Annotated in this window: 14 protein-coding genes; 9 read left to right on the top strand and 5 right to left on the bottom strand. The window is 38.7% G+C overall.

Features of this window, described 5'->3' with window-relative positions; translation table 11 throughout:
• On the bottom strand, positions 1-501 hold a 501-nt coding region (locus ABXH34_RS12660; protein WP_353572251.1), incomplete at its 3' end, for a hypothetical protein.
• 318 nt (positions 502-819) lie between these two features.
• Here ABXH34_RS12660 and ABXH34_RS12665 point away from each other — a divergent pair.
• Both ABXH34_RS12665 and rpmE read left to right on the top strand, forming a co-directional pair.
• Complete coding sequence (locus ABXH34_RS12665; protein ID WP_353572252.1) at positions 820-3,603, top strand: DEAD/DEAH box helicase; 2,784 nt, start codon at positions 820-822, stop codon at positions 3,601-3,603.
• Positions 3,604-3,921: 318 nt separating this feature from the next.
• Positions 3,922-4,134 carry a 50S ribosomal protein L31 gene (gene rpmE / locus ABXH34_RS12670; protein WP_353572253.1) on the top strand — a complete coding sequence of 71 codons (213 nt, stop codon included), beginning with the start codon at positions 3,922-3,924 and terminating at the stop codon, positions 4,132-4,134.
• Positions 4,135-4,204: 70 nt separating this feature from the next.
• Here the strand turns inward: rpmE and hisD are convergent, their stop codons facing one another.
• The 3 genes from hisD to ABXH34_RS12685 all read right to left on the bottom strand — a co-directional run bounded on the left by hisD (position 4,205) and on the right by ABXH34_RS12685 (position 9,322).
• Entirely contained in the window at positions 4,205-5,506 is a 1,302-nt protein-coding gene (hisD, locus tag ABXH34_RS12675; protein WP_353572254.1) for a histidinol dehydrogenase, read from the bottom strand.
• Positions 5,507-5,638: 132 nt separating this feature from the next.
• Positions 5,639-7,933, bottom strand: a complete 2,295-nt coding sequence (locus tag ABXH34_RS12680; protein WP_353572255.1) for a COR domain-containing protein — start codon at positions 7,931-7,933, stop codon at positions 5,639-5,641.
• 504 nt (positions 7,934-8,437) lie between these two features.
• Complete coding sequence (locus ABXH34_RS12685; protein ID WP_353572256.1) at positions 8,438-9,322, bottom strand: 2-hydroxy-3-oxopropionate reductase; 885 nt, start codon at positions 9,320-9,322, stop codon at positions 8,438-8,440.
• A gap of 187 nt (positions 9,323-9,509) precedes the next feature.
• Here ABXH34_RS12685 and efp point away from each other — a divergent pair, with 187 nt between their 5' ends.
• A complete protein-coding gene (gene efp / locus ABXH34_RS12690; protein WP_353572257.1) occupies positions 9,510-10,079 on the top strand; it encodes an elongation factor P in 570 nt (189 codons plus the stop codon).
• A 29-nt stretch (positions 10,080-10,108) separates the two neighbouring features.
• Here the strand turns inward: efp and epmA are convergent, their stop codons facing one another.
• Positions 10,109-11,065, bottom strand: a complete 957-nt coding sequence (gene epmA / locus ABXH34_RS12695) for an EF-P lysine aminoacylase EpmA (RefSeq protein ID WP_353572258.1) — start codon at positions 11,063-11,065, stop codon at positions 10,109-10,111.
• Positions 11,066-11,142: 77 nt separating this feature from the next.
• Between epmA and ABXH34_RS12700 the strand changes: the two genes are divergently transcribed.
• From ABXH34_RS12700 to ABXH34_RS12725, 6 genes are all read left to right on the top strand, one after another.
• The gene (locus ABXH34_RS12700; protein WP_353572259.1) at positions 11,143-11,517 is read left to right on the top strand and encodes a hypothetical protein; all 375 of its coding nucleotides are present in this window, start codon (positions 11,143-11,145) and stop codon (positions 11,515-11,517) included.
• A 2-nt stretch (positions 11,518-11,519) separates the two neighbouring features.
• Positions 11,520-12,194 carry a RadC family protein gene (radC, locus tag ABXH34_RS12705; RefSeq protein ID WP_353572260.1) on the top strand — a complete coding sequence of 225 codons (675 nt, stop codon included), beginning with the start codon at positions 11,520-11,522 and terminating at the stop codon, positions 12,192-12,194.
• Positions 12,195-12,477: 283 nt separating this feature from the next.
• Complete coding sequence (locus tag ABXH34_RS12710; protein WP_353572261.1) at positions 12,478-13,107, top strand: thermostable hemolysin; 630 nt, start codon at positions 12,478-12,480, stop codon at positions 13,105-13,107.
• Positions 13,092-14,567, top strand: a complete 1,476-nt coding sequence (locus ABXH34_RS12715) for an AMP-binding protein (protein ID WP_353572262.1) — start codon at positions 13,092-13,094, stop codon at positions 14,565-14,567. Before ABXH34_RS12710 ends, ABXH34_RS12715 begins: the two co-directional genes overlap by 16 nt.
• Positions 14,568-14,597: 30 nt before the next feature.
• Positions 14,598-15,263 carry an iron-containing redox enzyme family protein gene (locus tag ABXH34_RS12720; protein ID WP_353572263.1) on the top strand — a complete coding sequence of 222 codons (666 nt, stop codon included), beginning with the start codon at positions 14,598-14,600 and terminating at the stop codon, positions 15,261-15,263.
• Entirely contained in the window at positions 15,247-16,047 is an 801-nt protein-coding gene (locus tag ABXH34_RS12725; protein ID WP_353572264.1) for an SDR family oxidoreductase, read from the top strand. The genes ABXH34_RS12720 and ABXH34_RS12725 overlap by 17 nt, the downstream gene beginning before the upstream one ends.
• Positions 16,048-16,152 lie beyond the last annotated feature (105 nt).

Below are 16,152 nucleotides of genomic sequence, written 5' to 3' on the forward strand. Positions count from 1 at the left end.
AGGGTAAAGGGACTCATTTAGCTTATTGTTATTTAAGGGAATAACTCCTGTAGGCGTTATTGTATAATCTTGTATAAATGCTAATTCACTGGCTTGATATTCTAAATCATTATTTTCTAAGGAGTTCGATATCCGTATTAGCTCTAATATATTTTCCATGCTTGTATAAGTTGCAAGAATAAAAATTCTTGCAATCTTATCTATATCATCAAGCTCTGGTTTGATGTTAAAGCGCAACTCCATAGGAGTATCTGGTTTAAATTGATAAACAACAGTATGCCCTCCTCCCGCAGGATATATTTCTCCAAAAATTGGAAATAGAGAACTATCCTCAGATAAAATTCCTCCTTGTATTTTTGCAAGGGAGCTATCTATAAAAAAAGCATTTTCATTATTACTTGTAGAGTCTTTATACACTTCAACTGTTTCTAAAAAAGGTAAATCATCAGCATAAACATTAAACGCAAAACACATCAATAAAAGACTAATCAACTGTTTCATATTAGCAATCTCTCTTTATTTAAGGGTGAATATAACTATTGTAACTTAAATATTTTTTTGTTGCATAATGAGTTACAAATTAATTATATTAAATACCAAAAAACCTGATTATTTTGCGTAACATTCGCGAATAATTCATAAAAATATAGTGTTCTTAGTATCAAATCCAGAACAAATCATTGACTTGTACTCTTTGGCATCCCATTAAGCTAATATTTCTAACTGTATATTTTGGCTTAAAATTTAAATTTGACGCTATAATCAACTGTTAATATAGAGGCTCAGCCGCCCCAATCTAACAAGGAAGCTAGATTTTTCATGTTATTTCGTAAAAAGAATAAAAATACTAAAACAACTAAAAGCCAATCCACTCAAACTTTTAACTGGGCAATTGAAGATAATCAAATCAATATCCATCTTCTTGAACAAGAACAAGCGGTTGCGATTTCAAAATGGATTAATTTAGCCAATAAACAAACCTTTGCAGGCGCATCATTTTTATTAGGCGAAGTGGAATTACAGGAAGAAGCTGAATTACAGCATTTAACTCAGAAAGATGAGTATCATTTTTTGCTAGAACCACAATGGATTGCTGAACTCACCAATACTCAAGCCGCTTGGCTCAACTTACCGCGTCCAATTCCTTTTATTTTAGATATTGATCATAAAGGCACGTTAGACCAGCCCGATTTTAGTTTTAAATATCAATGGCAACGCCAAAACGGACAACCGCTTTTATCCACTCAAAGACAAGGCGCGATTTTAAAAGCAGGTTCACAATTTTACCGAATCGCTGAACCTTATTATTCTTTAGTCGAAGGCATGGATCAGTTTAATCAAACCCAACCTGATAATTTAGAAGCCCGATTTCTGGCTTGGGGCAAATTAAGTGACTTTTTACCTGAAGAATCTGCACAAGCAATTCAAACCCATGGTTATTTAAAAAATACCAAAGTCGTTCACGCTACTGCATTTAGCTTAGATATTCAAGAAAATAATGAAGGTGAGATTGATTTCAATCCCGTGTTGATTAAGCCGCCCAAAGTAGACAATGGTGAGGCATCCCAACAAGCAGCACAAAATTTATTACCGACTGAAAATCAAAGCATTTTTGCTGATAGGTTTAAACAATCCAAACAAGCCAAATCGCGTTATGTGTTGCAAGATGGTTGGTATGTGGTTGTCGATGAGGCCTTAAATCAAGCCTTAGACGTGGTGCATAAACAGCAAAAAGCCAAACCTAAACAGCGTAAAGAATTTGTTAAAAATCCCCGTAGTTATTTACGCAAAGCTTTAGAAGATCATTTTGAAGACAATGTATTAGAAGCCCTTTTTGTCGAAACAGGCGAATATTCACAACGTGTTAATGAAATTGGCTTATGGGAACAAAAAGTCATTCCTTGGGTGCAAAAGCAAGCAGAATCATGGATGCCGCATGATGGCAGTGGACAATCGATAGGGCAAACGCCTTATGAAAAAGCCCAAAATACGATTATTGAGCAAAATAGTAAAATCACTTTAAAAATCGATGATAACTTAACAGAATTGCATTATTTCAAAAGCTTAAAATCGCGTAAAAAACCAAAATTAGGGCTGCCTGATGCTTTAGAAACTTCATTGAAACCACATCAAGTAGAAGGCTTGGATTGGGCGCAGCAACATTGGTGTTGTGGCAGTGCAGGAGCTTTGTTAGCGGATGATATGGGTTTAGGTAAAACTTTGCAATCATTGGCTTTTATGGTATGGCTCAAAGAGAGAATGCGTGAAAATGAAATTGAAACCAATCCGATTTTGATTGTCGCGCCAACGGGATTACTAAAAAACTGGCAAGAAGAACATGAACGCCATTTTAATATGCCCGGTTTAGGTGACTGCCAGCCTGCGTATGGTAAATCGTTGAAAGAATTGCGGGTTAATGATGGTCGAGAAGTGGAGCAAGGTGTGCCATTATTGGATAAAGAACGTTTGCAACAAGCGGACTGGATTCTGGCGACTTACGAGACACTACGTGATTATCAGCATAGTTTCGGTGCATTACAGTTCTGTGCGATTATTTTCGATGAAGTACAAAAAATCAAAACCCCCGGTACATTGATGACCGAAGCCGCGAAGGCGATGCACACTGAATTTGTATTAGCGATGACAGGTACACCGATTGAAAACCGTCTGGCTGATTTGTGGTGTATTATTGATACTGCCAGCCCCGGTTATTTAGGAGATTTGAAGAGTTTTAGCCAATTTTATGAAAAAGACCTTGATAATCTAAAATTACTCAAACCACGCTTGACGGAAACCAAAAATAAAATACCATCGATTATGTTACGGCGCATGAAGGAAGACCATTTAACCAGTTTGCCAACCAATCAAGTTCATTTATTGCCTGAGAAGTTGCAACCAACCATGCCTCCGATGCAAGAGCGACGTTATTCAGAAGTGGTTAAAGAAACCCGTGAAAGCACCCAACCCGGCGCAATGCTTGATGCGTTACATCAGTTGCGGACAATTTCATTGCATCCTGTACATCCAATGGAAGTTAAAGAAATTGATGAGGAATATATTCAACAATCCGCTCGTTTTGCCAAAACTTTTGAGTTATTGGAAGAAATTCATAAAAAACAGGAAAAAGTGCTTATTTTCTTAGAATCTCAGCATATTCAACGTCAAATGATGGCTTTAATTGAGCGGCGTTATGGGGTGCATCCGATGTTGATTAATGGCACGGTGAGTGGTTTGAAACGTCAGGCGCGGGTGAATGAATTTCAGCGCAAAGAAGGCTTTGATGTATTTATTATTTCTCCATTGGCGGGTGGTGTGGGTTTAACTTTGACGGCGGCTAATCATGTGATTCATTTATCGCGTTGGTGGAATCCTGCGGTGGAAGATCAATGTACGGGTCGCGCCTATCGTTTGGGGCAGAAAAAAGTGGTGCATGTGTATTATCCGCTAGCGATTCATCCAGAATACAAAGAACACAGTTTTGATGTGCGTTTGAATACTTTATTGGAAAGTAAACGTCAACTCAGTCGGGAAATGTTATTGCCACCTGTTGCAAAAGATGCGGATATGCAAGCGTTGTATGATTCTACAATGATGGATAAGTAACGGTATTTTAATACTTTTTATTTAATAATTAATTTAATATAGTCAATTTCGTTTTGGGCGTTAGGACTGGCAGTCCTGTTATTATCTAAATATCAATCAGTTTTAAAGTCTAGGACTGCCAGTCCTGTATCACTGTTAAAGTAAAACGACTATAACTGAACTCTGACGCGGTTTAAAAAGAACACAAACAGAGCCAAAGAGGATTGGTCAGAATAGGATTATCTCATCTAAGACACAAACTACTTGATAATTTAACAGTTTTTCTTTAGAATTTGATAGCTTAACATTCCGATGGGTAAGTGCAAAGGTTTTAGTGCTATGCGAGCAAAAATTCATCCTAAATATGAAGAAATTGAAGTAACTTGTAGTTGCGGAAACGTCTTTAAAACACGTTCAACTGCTGGCAAAGGGGTTCATCTTGACGTATGTTCAGAATGCCATCCTTTTTATACAGGTCAACAAAAAATTATTGATACTGCGGGTCGTGTTGATAAATTCCGCCGTAAATATGCAAAAAGTAAAGCTGCTTAAGTTGTTATATTTAAAAGCATTAGTAAAGACTACTGAAGCTGCTTTCTCCAGTAGTCCCGCTTTTAACGTATTATGATTTAATCCGGTATTCCGCCGAACGAGCGTGAGCGGTTAAGCCTTCCCCGTGTGCAAGCACAGACGCAGTTTGTCCTAAAACATGCGCCCCTTCATCTGAACACATAATCAAAGACGAACGTTTTTGAAAGTCATATACGCCTAACGGTGAAGAGAATCTTGCTGTTTGTGACGTTGGTAAAACATGATTTGGCCCTGCACAATAATCGCCTAATGCTTCAGCAGTGTAGCGTCCCATGAAAATAGCCCCAGCGTGACGGACTTTTTTTGCCCACGTTTGTGGGTCATCAACCGATAATTCTAAATGCTCAGGTGCAATCATATTGGCAACTTGAATCGCATCTTCTAAATCTTGAACTTGAATCAACGCAGCCCGTTCATTAATCGAGGTTTTGATAATTTCCGCCCGTGGCATTTCAGCAAGCAATTTATCCATACTGGCTTGAACAGAGTCAATAAAATCGGCATCAGGACATAGCAATATAGATTGGGCTTGTTCATCATGTTCGGCTTGAGAGAATAAATCCATTGCGATCCAATCAGGATTGGTTTTGCCATCACATATCACTAAAATCTCGGAAGGGCCTGCAATCATGTCAATCCCAACTGTACCGAAAACTAAACTTTTTGCCGTCGCAACATAGATATTGCCTGGTCCTACAATTTTATCAACTCGTGGCACGGTTTCTGTACCATAAGTCAATGCAGCTACCGCTTGTGCACCACCAATGGTAAACACTTGGTCAACGCCTGCAATCATCGCCGCCGCCAACACCATATCATTTAAATCACCTTTTGGCGCAGGTACAACCATCACGATATTTTCCACCCCCGCCACTTTTGCAGGAATTGCGTTCATTAATACTGATGAAGGATAAGCCGCTTTGCCGCCGGGAACGTATAGCCCCACTTTATCTAATGCGGTGACTTGTTGGCCTAAGATTGTGCCATCGGCTTCTTCATATTGCCAAGAATCTTGTTTTTGATGTTCATGGTAGCTCCTAACTCTAGCAGCTGCTTTTTCTAATGCTTCACGTTGTTTTGAGTCTAAACGATCTAAAGCTTGTTGCATTCTTTCAGAGCTTACTTTTAATTCGCTAGCTGTTTGCGCTTGTAATCCATCAAATTTTTGAGTGTAGTTTAATAAAGCAACATCACCTTGGGTACGCACCGCATTTAAGATTTCTTTAACGGTATTTACAACGCCTTCATCTGAGACGGATTGCCAATCAAGCAGTTGTTTTAATTCGGCTTCAAAGTTTTCTGCGCTGGTATTTAAACGTTTTGGGGTTAACATGATGATTCTACTTTTGAAGATTTTCTGTAAGTAAGGCGTAATAATAAACGAAATATTAGGGAAAATGTCAGTGTGTTGGTTGATTTTTTTGGCAAATCCTTTTTATTGAGTTCAGGATAAAATCGCGAGTTTTTATAGGATTTTTAGAATCATTGCCCAGATTTTTTCCATATTGACTAATGCCAATGTCACTGCGCTGAGAATAGCCGCAAAAATTCCCCATTTCTCATACCAATGTTTGGGAGCTGGTTCTTTTTTACTGGTCACCGTTTCTTTTGGCGGTGAGTTTTGGGTGATGGTGCTGTTTTCAATATCAGCGTTTATATTGGATACGGTGTCCGCGTGGACTGTGATATGGGTTGTTTTTTGTGATTGTTGTTTGGTCATGTTTTCGTCTTCAATGCCATCTAAAATTTGTTTTACATTGTATCTTTTGCGTAATTTTCCATTATAGTAGGTTTCTTCATTATCGAGATAGTGACCGATAAGCTCCTGATATTCAACATAAATAGTGTTTCCTTTGTGGTCTTTGTCTGGTAACGGTATTTGTTCATTTACTGGAATTTTTTCAAATGAATCATGAATTTCCCATAGTGTGTTGCGAATGGTGGAAAAGTAGTCGCGTTTTTGTTGTCCTGTGACCCAAATTTGAATATGTGCATCTTTATTGTCGGCTTTGATGATGGCGGTGGCTTGGTAGTTTTGGTTATGTAATACCACACCTGTGCGCCAATGTAGTTGATTTAAAATGTCTTTATGGCGTTTGACCATGAATTTTGGCATGATGGAGCGCGGCAAAAAGTCGTATTCAAGTTTGAATTTTAGCGCGGTATGATAATCAAATTTAAAGCCGAATTCGGGTTCAGCAACAGCAAGCAAATCTGGGATTAAAATACGTTCTTGTTTGTCAATTCGGTAACACAGTTCAAATTCTTCCATTAAACGGATGATATACGGTTGTTTTTCAAGTGGATAGCGGTAGTCATTTTGATCGATAAGTTGCAGAATTTCGTTGAGGCAGTTTAATTTTAGAATGCCTTTATTTTCTGCTAGTTGTTCTGAGTTGATGATTTTGTAAACCGCTTCTGTGACCCATTTGGGTTCGAGTACATAGGTTTCTTGAAGGTCGAATTTATCGAAATGGACAATCACGCCTAAGTCATGCAAATAGTTAACAAGGGTTTTTTGGGCTGTATTGGTGATTTTGTGTTCTTCACATAGTTTTTGGTAATAATCATGTGAAATATAGTGATTTTGCAAGTTTTCTAGGTCTTGTTTAATTTTAAACCAGCTTGCAGGCCATTGGGTTTGTAGTATTCCCACTTTGCACAGGGCATTGGATAATGCTTTTTGTAGGGTTTTAATACCCCTTGCTTTTTTGCAGGAAATACGGTGAAAACTGTGAATGCCTTGGTATTTTTCGATTAAAAACGGTCGGTTGACTTCAAAGCTGGGATTGTCGTCTATTTTGTTGAGTACGATTAAAATGGGGGAGTCGCCGCCAAAGCTTTCAATGTGTTTGAGCCAATATTCGGGGTCTTCTTCTTCACGGCTGTCGAGCACGAGAATATACAGGCTGCGTTTAGATAGGAAAAATTGATGGGTGGCGTGCATGATTTGTTGTCCGCCAAAGTCCCATAAGTTGGCTTTAACTTGGGTCTCTTTTTGAATTTGAATCTTAAATGGTTTGATATTGATGCCGTGGGTTTTTTCTTCATTGGGGTTAAAGTTTTGATTAAGCAGTCTTTTTACTAAAGAGGTTTTGCCGACACCGCCATCACCGACTAACAATATTTTGATTTCATTCAGCGGTTTTTCTGCTTCATTTTCTAAAGCATTGAAATAATCAATTATCGCTTGTCGCCCTTGTTTGATGACTTCAGGCGGCGGGGAGGTTAGGGGGTTATCTTTGATTGCAATGCCATTGTCAAATGTAGAATATGACCATCTAATGTCTAAATTTAAATTTAGTATTTCTTTTGGTAAAAAGCTAATTTCATTTGAACGCAAGGATAGTTCCTTTAGGCTAGTCATTTCTCCTAGCCATACAGGTAGCTCTTTCAGGTGATTTTCTTCTAAAGATAATGTATTTAGATTTTGTAATTGCTTTAACTCTTTTGGTAAATCTGTAATTTGATTATTTACAAATGATAATTCAATTAATTTTTTTAACTGACCTATTTCTGGAGGAATTTCTTTTATTTTATTGTGATTTGAAAATAATTTTGATAGATTTTTCAATAAAAAAATAATGCTTGGAATATAAGAAATACCGTTTGCGCTAAAGTCCAAGCCTACAACATTTTGGTTTTCGTCCACTGCATAATGGTTTCGTTTTGCAAAAGAACCAAGATATTCTAAATAAGATATTTCTAAACCTTGACCAATGTCTTGTTCTATTTGTTTAATGATGTCTAGGTCGGTCATGGTGGTGGCTTCTTGTGTTTTTGAACAGGATGTAACGGATTGATGGATGGACAGGATTTTGATTGTAGATATTTTTGAGAATGATGGCAAATAATTGGTTTTAATCCTGAAAATCTTTAAATCTGTTTAATCTTGTTCAGAACAGGATGTAACGGATTGATGGATTGACAGGATTTTGATTGTAGATATTTTTGAGAATGATGGCAAATAATTGGTTTTAATCCTGAATATCCTTAAACCTGTTTAATCTTGTTCAGAACAGGATGTAACGGATTGATGGATGGACAGGATTTTGATTATAGATATTTTTGAGAATGATGGCAAATAATTGGTTTTAATCCTGAAAATCTTTAAATCTGTTTAATCTTGTTCAGAACAGGATGTAATGGATTGATGGATAGACAGGATTTTGATTGTAGGGATTTTTGAGAATGATGGCAAATAATTGGTTTTAATCCTGAAAATCTTTAAATCTGTTTAATCTTACTCAATTTTAGAAAAGCACTACTTCAACTTCACATCCGACAACGTTTCCAAAGCCAATACCATCGCCGCAGAATCCAACTCACCTTGTCCTGTACCCATTAAGGCATTCAGATATTGTGCAGATAATGCAGTCCCTGGTAATGCCACACCCAAATCATGTGCAGTTTGCAACGCAATTTTAATATCTTTCTGATGCAACTTAGCTTTAAACCCTGGCTCAAAATCATGATCTAACATCCGCTGACCGTGAATTTCTAAAATCTTACTACCCGCAAAACCACCCAATAATGCTTGACGCACATTAGCAGGATCAACACCCGCCGCTTTAGCTAAAATCAATGCCTCAGCAACCGCTGCAATCGTCTGAGAGACTAACACCTGATTACAGGTTTTTGCCACTTGTCCCGCACCATTGTCGCCAATATGCACAACATTGCCACCCATCACATCAAATAACGGCTTAGCACGTTCAAATTGCGCGGTTTTACCACCCACCATAATCGACAAAGTACCCGCAATCGCCCCTTTATCACCACCAGAAACAGGTGCGTCCAACATCTCAATACCTTTCTCACCCAAGGTTTCAGCAATTTTTCGGGTTGCCAAAGCAGCAATACTGCTCATATCAATCACTAAACTGCCTGCTTTCGCGCCGTGAATAATGCCATTTTCACCTAAAATCACCTGCTCCACATCACTGGTATCAGACACCATAGTAAAAATAATATCACTTTGTTCAGCAACCGCTTGCGGCGAATCACAACCCATCGCGCCAACAGCGGTCAATGGCTGCATCATCTCACTACGACGCGCATAAACTGCCAATGAATAACCCGCGTTACAAAGATTTAACGCCATGGGGTTGCCCATAATGCCTAAACCAACAAATCCGATTTTTTCCATGTGATCTCCTTTTATACTCAATACGCCCAGCGGTTTCACCACTCGCATATCACTTTTTAACGATAGCCTCTCATAATAAGCTGCTTTGCTCAAAACACACAACAATTCCAATAACAATGAATCTACTTTTGCTCAAGATTCATAATTTAGTTATCATTACTGTTTCACCTGTCTAAGGAAATTATAAATGGCGACATTCAGTACCAACGAATTTAAATCTGGCTTAAAAATCATGTTGGATGGCGACCCTTGTTCAATTGTTGAAAATGAATTTGTAAAACCGGGTAAAGGCCAAGCATTCAGTAGGGTAAAATTTCGTAACTTAAAAACAGGACGGGTTTTAGAAAAAACCTTTAGATCAGGCGAAAGCGTTGACGGTGCAGATGTTGTTGAAATCGATCTAGAATATTCATACAGCGATGGCGAATTTTACTATTTCATGCACCCAGAAACTTTTGAGCAATATTCAGCAGATGAAAATGCGATGGGTGAGGCACTTAAATGGTTAAAAGGCCAAGAAATATGTACCGTTACCTTATGGAATGGTGAGCCTTTATCCGTTGCTGCACCTAACTTCGTGGTACTTTCAGTCACTGAGACTGACCCCGGTTTACGCGGTGATACTTCATCAGGTGGTAGCAAACCTGCAACTTTAGAAACCGGTGCAGTCGTGCGTGTGCCATTGTTCGTTAATGGTGATGACTTGTTGAAAATTGACACCAGAACAGGTGAATATTTGTCACGGGCTAAAGAATAATCCGCTGAGGTGGATAGATTTCCACCTTTTTAGCAACGTTTGATTGAAAAACTCAATATATCTTGAATCTTATCCACATCCAAGCATAACATTAACAACCGATCCACACCCAAAGCCACACCCGCACAATCGGGTAAACCCGCATCCAATGCCGCTAGAAAATACTCATCCAGCGGTAAAATCGGTTGACCCTGCTTCGCCCGTTTGGTTAAATCTTGTTCAAAGCGTTGTCGTTGCTCAATCGAATCTGTTAATTCATCAAAACCATTGGCTAACTCAATCCCTTTAAAATAAAACTCAAAACGGGCAGCCCATTGTGGATTATCAGTTTTTTTACGGGCTAAGGCGGCTTGTGAGGCGGGAAAATCTTTAATGACAATAGGACAATCTTGTGGCAAACGTGGCTCAATTTCATACGACATTAACAATTGCAAACAAGTATCTCTATCAAACTGCTGAATATCATTCAAACCAAATTTTTCAACCAATTGCTGTAATTCAGCTAATTCACACTGTAATGGATGAATCGACAAATAAGTGCCAAATACTTGCTCGTAAGTGGTTATTTTTGCGGGTGGACATTCTAAAATAAATTGCAAAAAATCACTGACTTCTTGAATTAAATCTTCTTGGTTAAAATCAGGTCGATACCATTCTAATAATGAAAACTCTGGATTGTGCCAACTGCCCAACTCATCATCACGAAAGACTTTGCAAATTTGGAAAATAGCACCACTGCCCGCCGCCAATAAACGCTTCATAGGCAATTCTGGCGAAGTTTGTAAATATAAAGTTTGTCCATATAATTCAGTAATTAACGGCTCAATACTGGGTTCTGGCACAGCCGCTTGCGATAAAATAGGGGTTTCGACTTCTAAAACGTCCCGTTCAGCAAAAAATTGACGAATCTTTTGATACAACTCTGCTCGACGCTGTAAATAGACTAAATTTGCATCAGGTGGCCAATTAAAATGGTATTCAGACATAATTTTGATAATTTAATGTATCTTACATAATTGTGCTATATACTTAAGCGCAATGCTAGACCCTATTTAATAAGATTATGGATAAATCTGTTATTGACCCTGCGGTAATTAAACGGCGCGTTATTGTCACGAATATCGTGTTTACTTTGTTTTTGATTCCGTTGCCAGTATTAATTATTGCTACGCTATATATCATGTCAATGATACCTGGCGCACAAGACAGTATGATCACACTGATATTGGCCTTATCTTTCTTTTCTTATATCCCTATCTATATCACCTCTTTAGTCGGGAGTTGGGTTGCCTACTATTTTGAACATTACAACGCTGCACAATTGCTTGGTTTCTTACCGATTTTTGATATTTTATTATCTGTGATTGGGATTTTATTACTCATATTTATCTGTGATGGTTCATTTGTGTGCCGACAGATGAGTTATACACGTTACTAATCATGTCAATCAAAGACTGGGCAGAAGAAACTCGACCGCGTGAAAAACTACTGCAACGAGGTGCAAAAGCCCTCACTGATGCAGAATTATTAGCAATTTTTCTACGCACAGGAGTTAAAGGCAAAAGTGCTTTAGATTTAGCCCAAGATTTGCTCAACGAGTTTGGTGATTTACGTAGTATGCTTGGAGCGAATCAACATCGTTTTTGTGAAGCTAAAGGGCTTGGTGCGGCTAAATATGTGCAATTACAAGCCAGTGTCGAACTGAGCAAACGCTATTTAGGTCAATGTTTGCAACGCGGTAATGCTTTAACCAATCCTGAAGATACGCGCAATTATTTACTAACAGAACTTAGTGGCCGCCAGCATGAAGTGTTTGCTTGTCTGTTTTTAGATAATAAACACCGTATTATCAAATATGAAGAATTATTCTACGGTACAATTGATGGTGCCAGTGTTTATCCGCGTGAAGTGGTGAAACGGGCTTTACATCACAATGCAGCCGCAATTATTTTTGCTCACAATCATCCCTCTGGCGTTGCTGAACCCAGCCAAGATGATATTGTTATTACACAACACCTCAAACAAGCCTTGGATTTAATTGACATTCGGGTTTTAGATCATTTCATCGTGGGTGATGGCTTAGGCATCTCATTGAATGAAAGAGGGTTAATGTAAAACATTCTTTATACCAATTTATTTTTCCAATCCAGTAATACTTTCCCACATTCAAACGCATTTATGAAGCCTTTCTTAAGCATTAATTAAGCTTAGCTCTCTATAATCAATCATAATATCAAGCAGCAAAAGATCAGGTCCAGTAACGCATTGAATGAGCACGATATGCTTGAAAGCCAGATAAGCTTACATTTTTAAATCATGTCTTTCGCTTGTACTGATCACTGTTGTTAGCAACTTTTTAGAGAGGTTTTCACTCATGCCACACTCCTTGCAGCTCTGTATGAGTTCACAGAGCGATGAGCAGAGAATGGAAATAGAGGAATTCATTCATGCTTGTTTCGCTAAAAATTACGATGCCAATATCCAATCTTTCATGCCAATGCTGATTGCGGTACGTCATCAACAATCTGGACGTTTGTTAGCAGCACTAGGTGTTCGTGTGGCAGACGATGCCCACTTATATTTAGAGAAATATCTTGGGCAGTCTGCAGAAACCGTACTCACTCAACGGTTCAATCAAGAGATCAAGCGCCAACAAATTGTAGAAATTGGCAATCTTGCTTCGGTCAATACTAAAGCCATGCAATGGTTATTTCTGCAAGTGAATGCTTATTTATATCAACAACATTATCAATGGGCAATTTCAACGCTCATTCCCAAACTGCATCATAGTTTTTGTCGTCAAGGCCTGCAGTTGAGCACTTTAACTATTGCCCAAAAGCAAGTTTTAACCTTTAATGAACAAAGAATTTGGGGGCGTTATTATGAAAAATCGCCTCTCGTTGTGGCTGGGAATATTACCGAAAGTTATCAAAAATTTAAGCAGCTAACTCAAGTCGCTAAAGCAAACCCATTCAACCAACTTTGGTATCAAGCAATAGGCTCAGGGAAAATATGTCCTTCTTTATAAATTCACTACAACATTTTGCCCAGCACACACCAAACGCATCCGCGCTAGATGATGGTAAGCAAACGCTGAGTTATGCAGAATTACATCATCAAGTGCAGCAGTTGGCTGATGAGATGAGCAAGTTAAACCCATCCGCTATCGGTGTGTTGTTAGACAATGGGATGCAATGGGTTATCACTGATTTGGCTGCACAAGTATTAAATATGCCTGTGATTCCCTTACCACATTTTTTTACCGCACAACAAATTCAACATGTGATTCAAAATGCGGGGATTGATGCCATCCTTGTCGGACAAGCAGAACAAGGGCAGGCTTTTGCAGCGATTAGCCAACAACAATATAGCTTGAGCTTTGGTTTACATTATGTGCAACTGCCACATTTAATTGATAATACCTTAGATAAAACAACTGCAAAAATCACTTATACATCAGGTACAACAGGGCAAGCCAAAGGGGTTTGTTTAAATATTGAAACCATGGCAAAAGTCAGCCACAGCTTAATCCAAGCCACACACGCCAGCTCGCAAGACCGCCATTTGTGCTTATTACCGCTGTCATTGTTATTGGAAAATATTGTGGGGATTTACAGCTCATTATTGATTGGTGCTTGCTGCTGCGTTCCAAGCCTCAAAACAGTCGGTTTACAAGGTTCAACTCAATTGGACGTGCTGCAATTATTCCGTAGTTTAGAGCAATTTCAAGCCACGACTGCGATTGTATTACCGCAAATGTTACAAGCAATGGTTGAAGCGGTTGAACAAAAAGGCTTACCAAAACTAGCATTACGCTTTTTAGCCGTTGGTGGCGCACCCGTTTCCAAACAATTATTGCAACGCGCTCATGATTGTGGATTACCTGTATTTGAAGGCTATGGCTTGTCAGAATCCGCCTCAGTGGTCGCGTTAAATACCATTGATGCCCATAAAATCGGCAGTGTCGGCAAACCATTAGAGCATATTGAATTGCGGTTTAACAAAGATGGTGAAATTTTAGTCAAAGGCTCTGTCGCACAAGGTTATTTACAGCAAGATTTTGAATTAGATAATGATTATTTGCCAACAGGTGATTTAGGTTATTTGGATGATGAGGGATTTTTATACCTTACAGGGCGTAAGAAAAATTGTTTTATCACAGGATTTGGACGTAACGTTGCACCAGAATGGGTGGAAGCGGAATTGACTTTGCAGCCTGCGATTGCTCAAGCATTTGTATTTGGTGAAGCGAAACCGTTTAACGTCGCGGTCATTGTTCCAGCCAGTGCAGATGTGAGTTTAGATGCAATCCAACAAGCAATTCAAACCGCTAATCAAAGCTTGCCTGATTATGCCCAAGTAAAAAAAATCATCCCTGCTCAAGCCCCATTTTTACCAGACAATGGACAGCTCACCGCAACAGGTCGTCTGCGTCGGGCTGAAATTCTCAAAGTTTATCAAGCTGCGATTGAGCAAGTGTATTGTTAATTAATTCGATTTAAAAAAGGAAATTCCGCCATGCCATTTTTTGAAGAATTACAAACTCAAACTGAATCCGCTCGCCAATCTTTGTATCAAATTCCGATTTTACAGGCGGGTGTCGCAGGACAAATTAATTTAGATATTTATCTGGCATTTTTAACTCAAGCTTATCATCACGTTAAACACACTGTGCCTTTACTGATGGCGTGTGGCAGCCGCTTGCCTGAGCATTTATATTGGATGCAACAGCCAATTACCCAATACATTGAAGAGGAAAAAGGTCATGAGCAATGGATTTTAAATGACATTAAAGCTTGTGGTGGTGATGCGGAGGCAGTGCGTACAGCTCAACCCAGTTTAGCAACCGAAGTGATGGTGGCTTATGCTTATGATTCGATTGCACGGATTAATCCAATCTGCTTTTTCGGCATGGTGCTTGTGTTAGAAGGTACTAGCACTGCGACGGCGACACAAGGTGCTGAAAATATACAAAAAAACCTTAATTTACCCACCGCAGCCTTTTCTTATTTAAGCTCTCACGGGGCGATTGATATAGAACACATGTCATTTTTTGAAAAGTTGATGAACCGTTTAGATACTGACGCGGATAAAAAAGCCGTGATTCACTGTGCAAATGTCATGTATACCTTGTATGGTAATATTTTCAGAACAATAGGTCAGCAATATGGAATTACACAATAAACGCATTGTTTTAACAGGTGCAACAGGCGGAATCGGGCAATTATTGGCAGTGGAATTGGTCAAAAAAGGCGCGAAATTAGCGTTGGTTGGGCGTAATGCTGAACGTTTGACACAGTTGCAGCAACAGCTTGATTCAAAACAGTGTTTTTCGATTGTTGCAGATTTAAATCAACAGAATGCAATTCAAACGGTACAACAACAAGTTGAGGAAAAATGGGGCGGTTTAGATATTTTGTTAAATAATGCGGGAAAAATGTATTTTGGCGAATTTACCCAGCAAACACCTGATAATATTCAGCAAATATTAAAAGTGAATCTAACCACGCCAATGTTATTAACTCACGCTTTATTGCCAATGATGTTGAAGCAAAACAGCGGTTCAATTGTCAATATTGGTTCAGTATTTGGTGGTTTAGGCTTTCCATATTACACCACTTATTGCAGCAGTAAATTTGCCTTGCGTGGCTTTTCAGAATCGTTGCGCCGCGAACTTAAAGCCAATGGCATCAAAGTGTTATATATTGCACCGCGGGCGATTAAAACGGCGATGAATGGTGGTATTTTGGTTGAAGTACATAAAGCGACCAAAACTAATATTGATGAACCTGAAACCGTGGTTGCCCAAATTATTCGAGCCATTGAACGCGATAAACAAGAAGTCACACTGGGACAACCAGAAAGCTTTTTTATGCGGCTTAATATGTTATTGCCAAAATGGGTTGATGGTGCTTTGACCAAACAAACCGCGATTATGGCGAAATTTGCTAAAAAGGCTCATGATTAATTCTTTACTAAACAGGAAAAAAATATGTTTAAATCTCTAATTTTAAGTGCTTTATTACTCGTAAGCAGTATAACGGTTTATGCGAATGAAGCGGCACAACAAGCT

It is taken from the genome of Candidatus Albibeggiatoa sp. nov. BB20, assembly GCA_016744725.1.
Lineage (GTDB): Bacteria > Pseudomonadota > Gammaproteobacteria > Beggiatoales > Beggiatoaceae > Albibeggiatoa.

Excerpts from the sequence above, each read along its gene's own strand:
- ABXH34_RS12715 (WP_353572262.1), top strand. The coding sequence starts at position 13,092 with ATGTCCTTCTTTATAAATTCACTACAACATTTTGCCCAGCACACACCA.
- rpmE (WP_353572253.1), top strand. The coding sequence starts at position 3,922 with ATGCGAGCAAAAATTCATCCTAAATATGAAGAAATTGAAGTAACTTGT.
- ABXH34_RS12685 (WP_353572256.1), bottom strand. The coding sequence starts at position 9,322 with ATGGAAAAAATCGGATTTGTTGGTTTAGGCATTATGGGCAACCCCATG.
- ABXH34_RS12710 (WP_353572261.1), top strand. The coding sequence starts at position 12,478 with ATGAGTTCACAGAGCGATGAGCAGAGAATGGAAATAGAGGAATTCATT.
- epmA (WP_353572258.1), bottom strand. The coding sequence starts at position 11,065 with ATGTCTGAATACCATTTTAATTGGCCACCTGATGCAAATTTAGTCTAT.
- hisD (WP_353572254.1), bottom strand. The coding sequence starts at position 5,506 with ATGTTAACCCCAAAACGTTTAAATACCAGCGCAGAAAACTTTGAAGCC.
- ABXH34_RS12720 (WP_353572263.1), top strand. The coding sequence starts at position 14,598 with ATGCCATTTTTTGAAGAATTACAAACTCAAACTGAATCCGCTCGCCAA.
- efp (WP_353572257.1), top strand. The coding sequence starts at position 9,510 with ATGGCGACATTCAGTACCAACGAATTTAAATCTGGCTTAAAAATCATG.
- ABXH34_RS12700 (WP_353572259.1), top strand. The coding sequence starts at position 11,143 with ATGGATAAATCTGTTATTGACCCTGCGGTAATTAAACGGCGCGTTATT.
- radC (WP_353572260.1), top strand. The coding sequence starts at position 11,520 with ATGTCAATCAAAGACTGGGCAGAAGAAACTCGACCGCGTGAAAAACTA.
- ABXH34_RS12665 (WP_353572252.1), top strand. The coding sequence starts at position 820 with ATGTTATTTCGTAAAAAGAATAAAAATACTAAAACAACTAAAAGCCAA.
- ABXH34_RS12680 (WP_353572255.1), bottom strand. The coding sequence starts at position 7,933 with ATGACCGACCTAGACATCATTAAACAAATAGAACAAGACATTGGTCAA.
- ABXH34_RS12725 (WP_353572264.1), top strand. The coding sequence starts at position 15,247 with ATGGAATTACACAATAAACGCATTGTTTTAACAGGTGCAACAGGCGGA.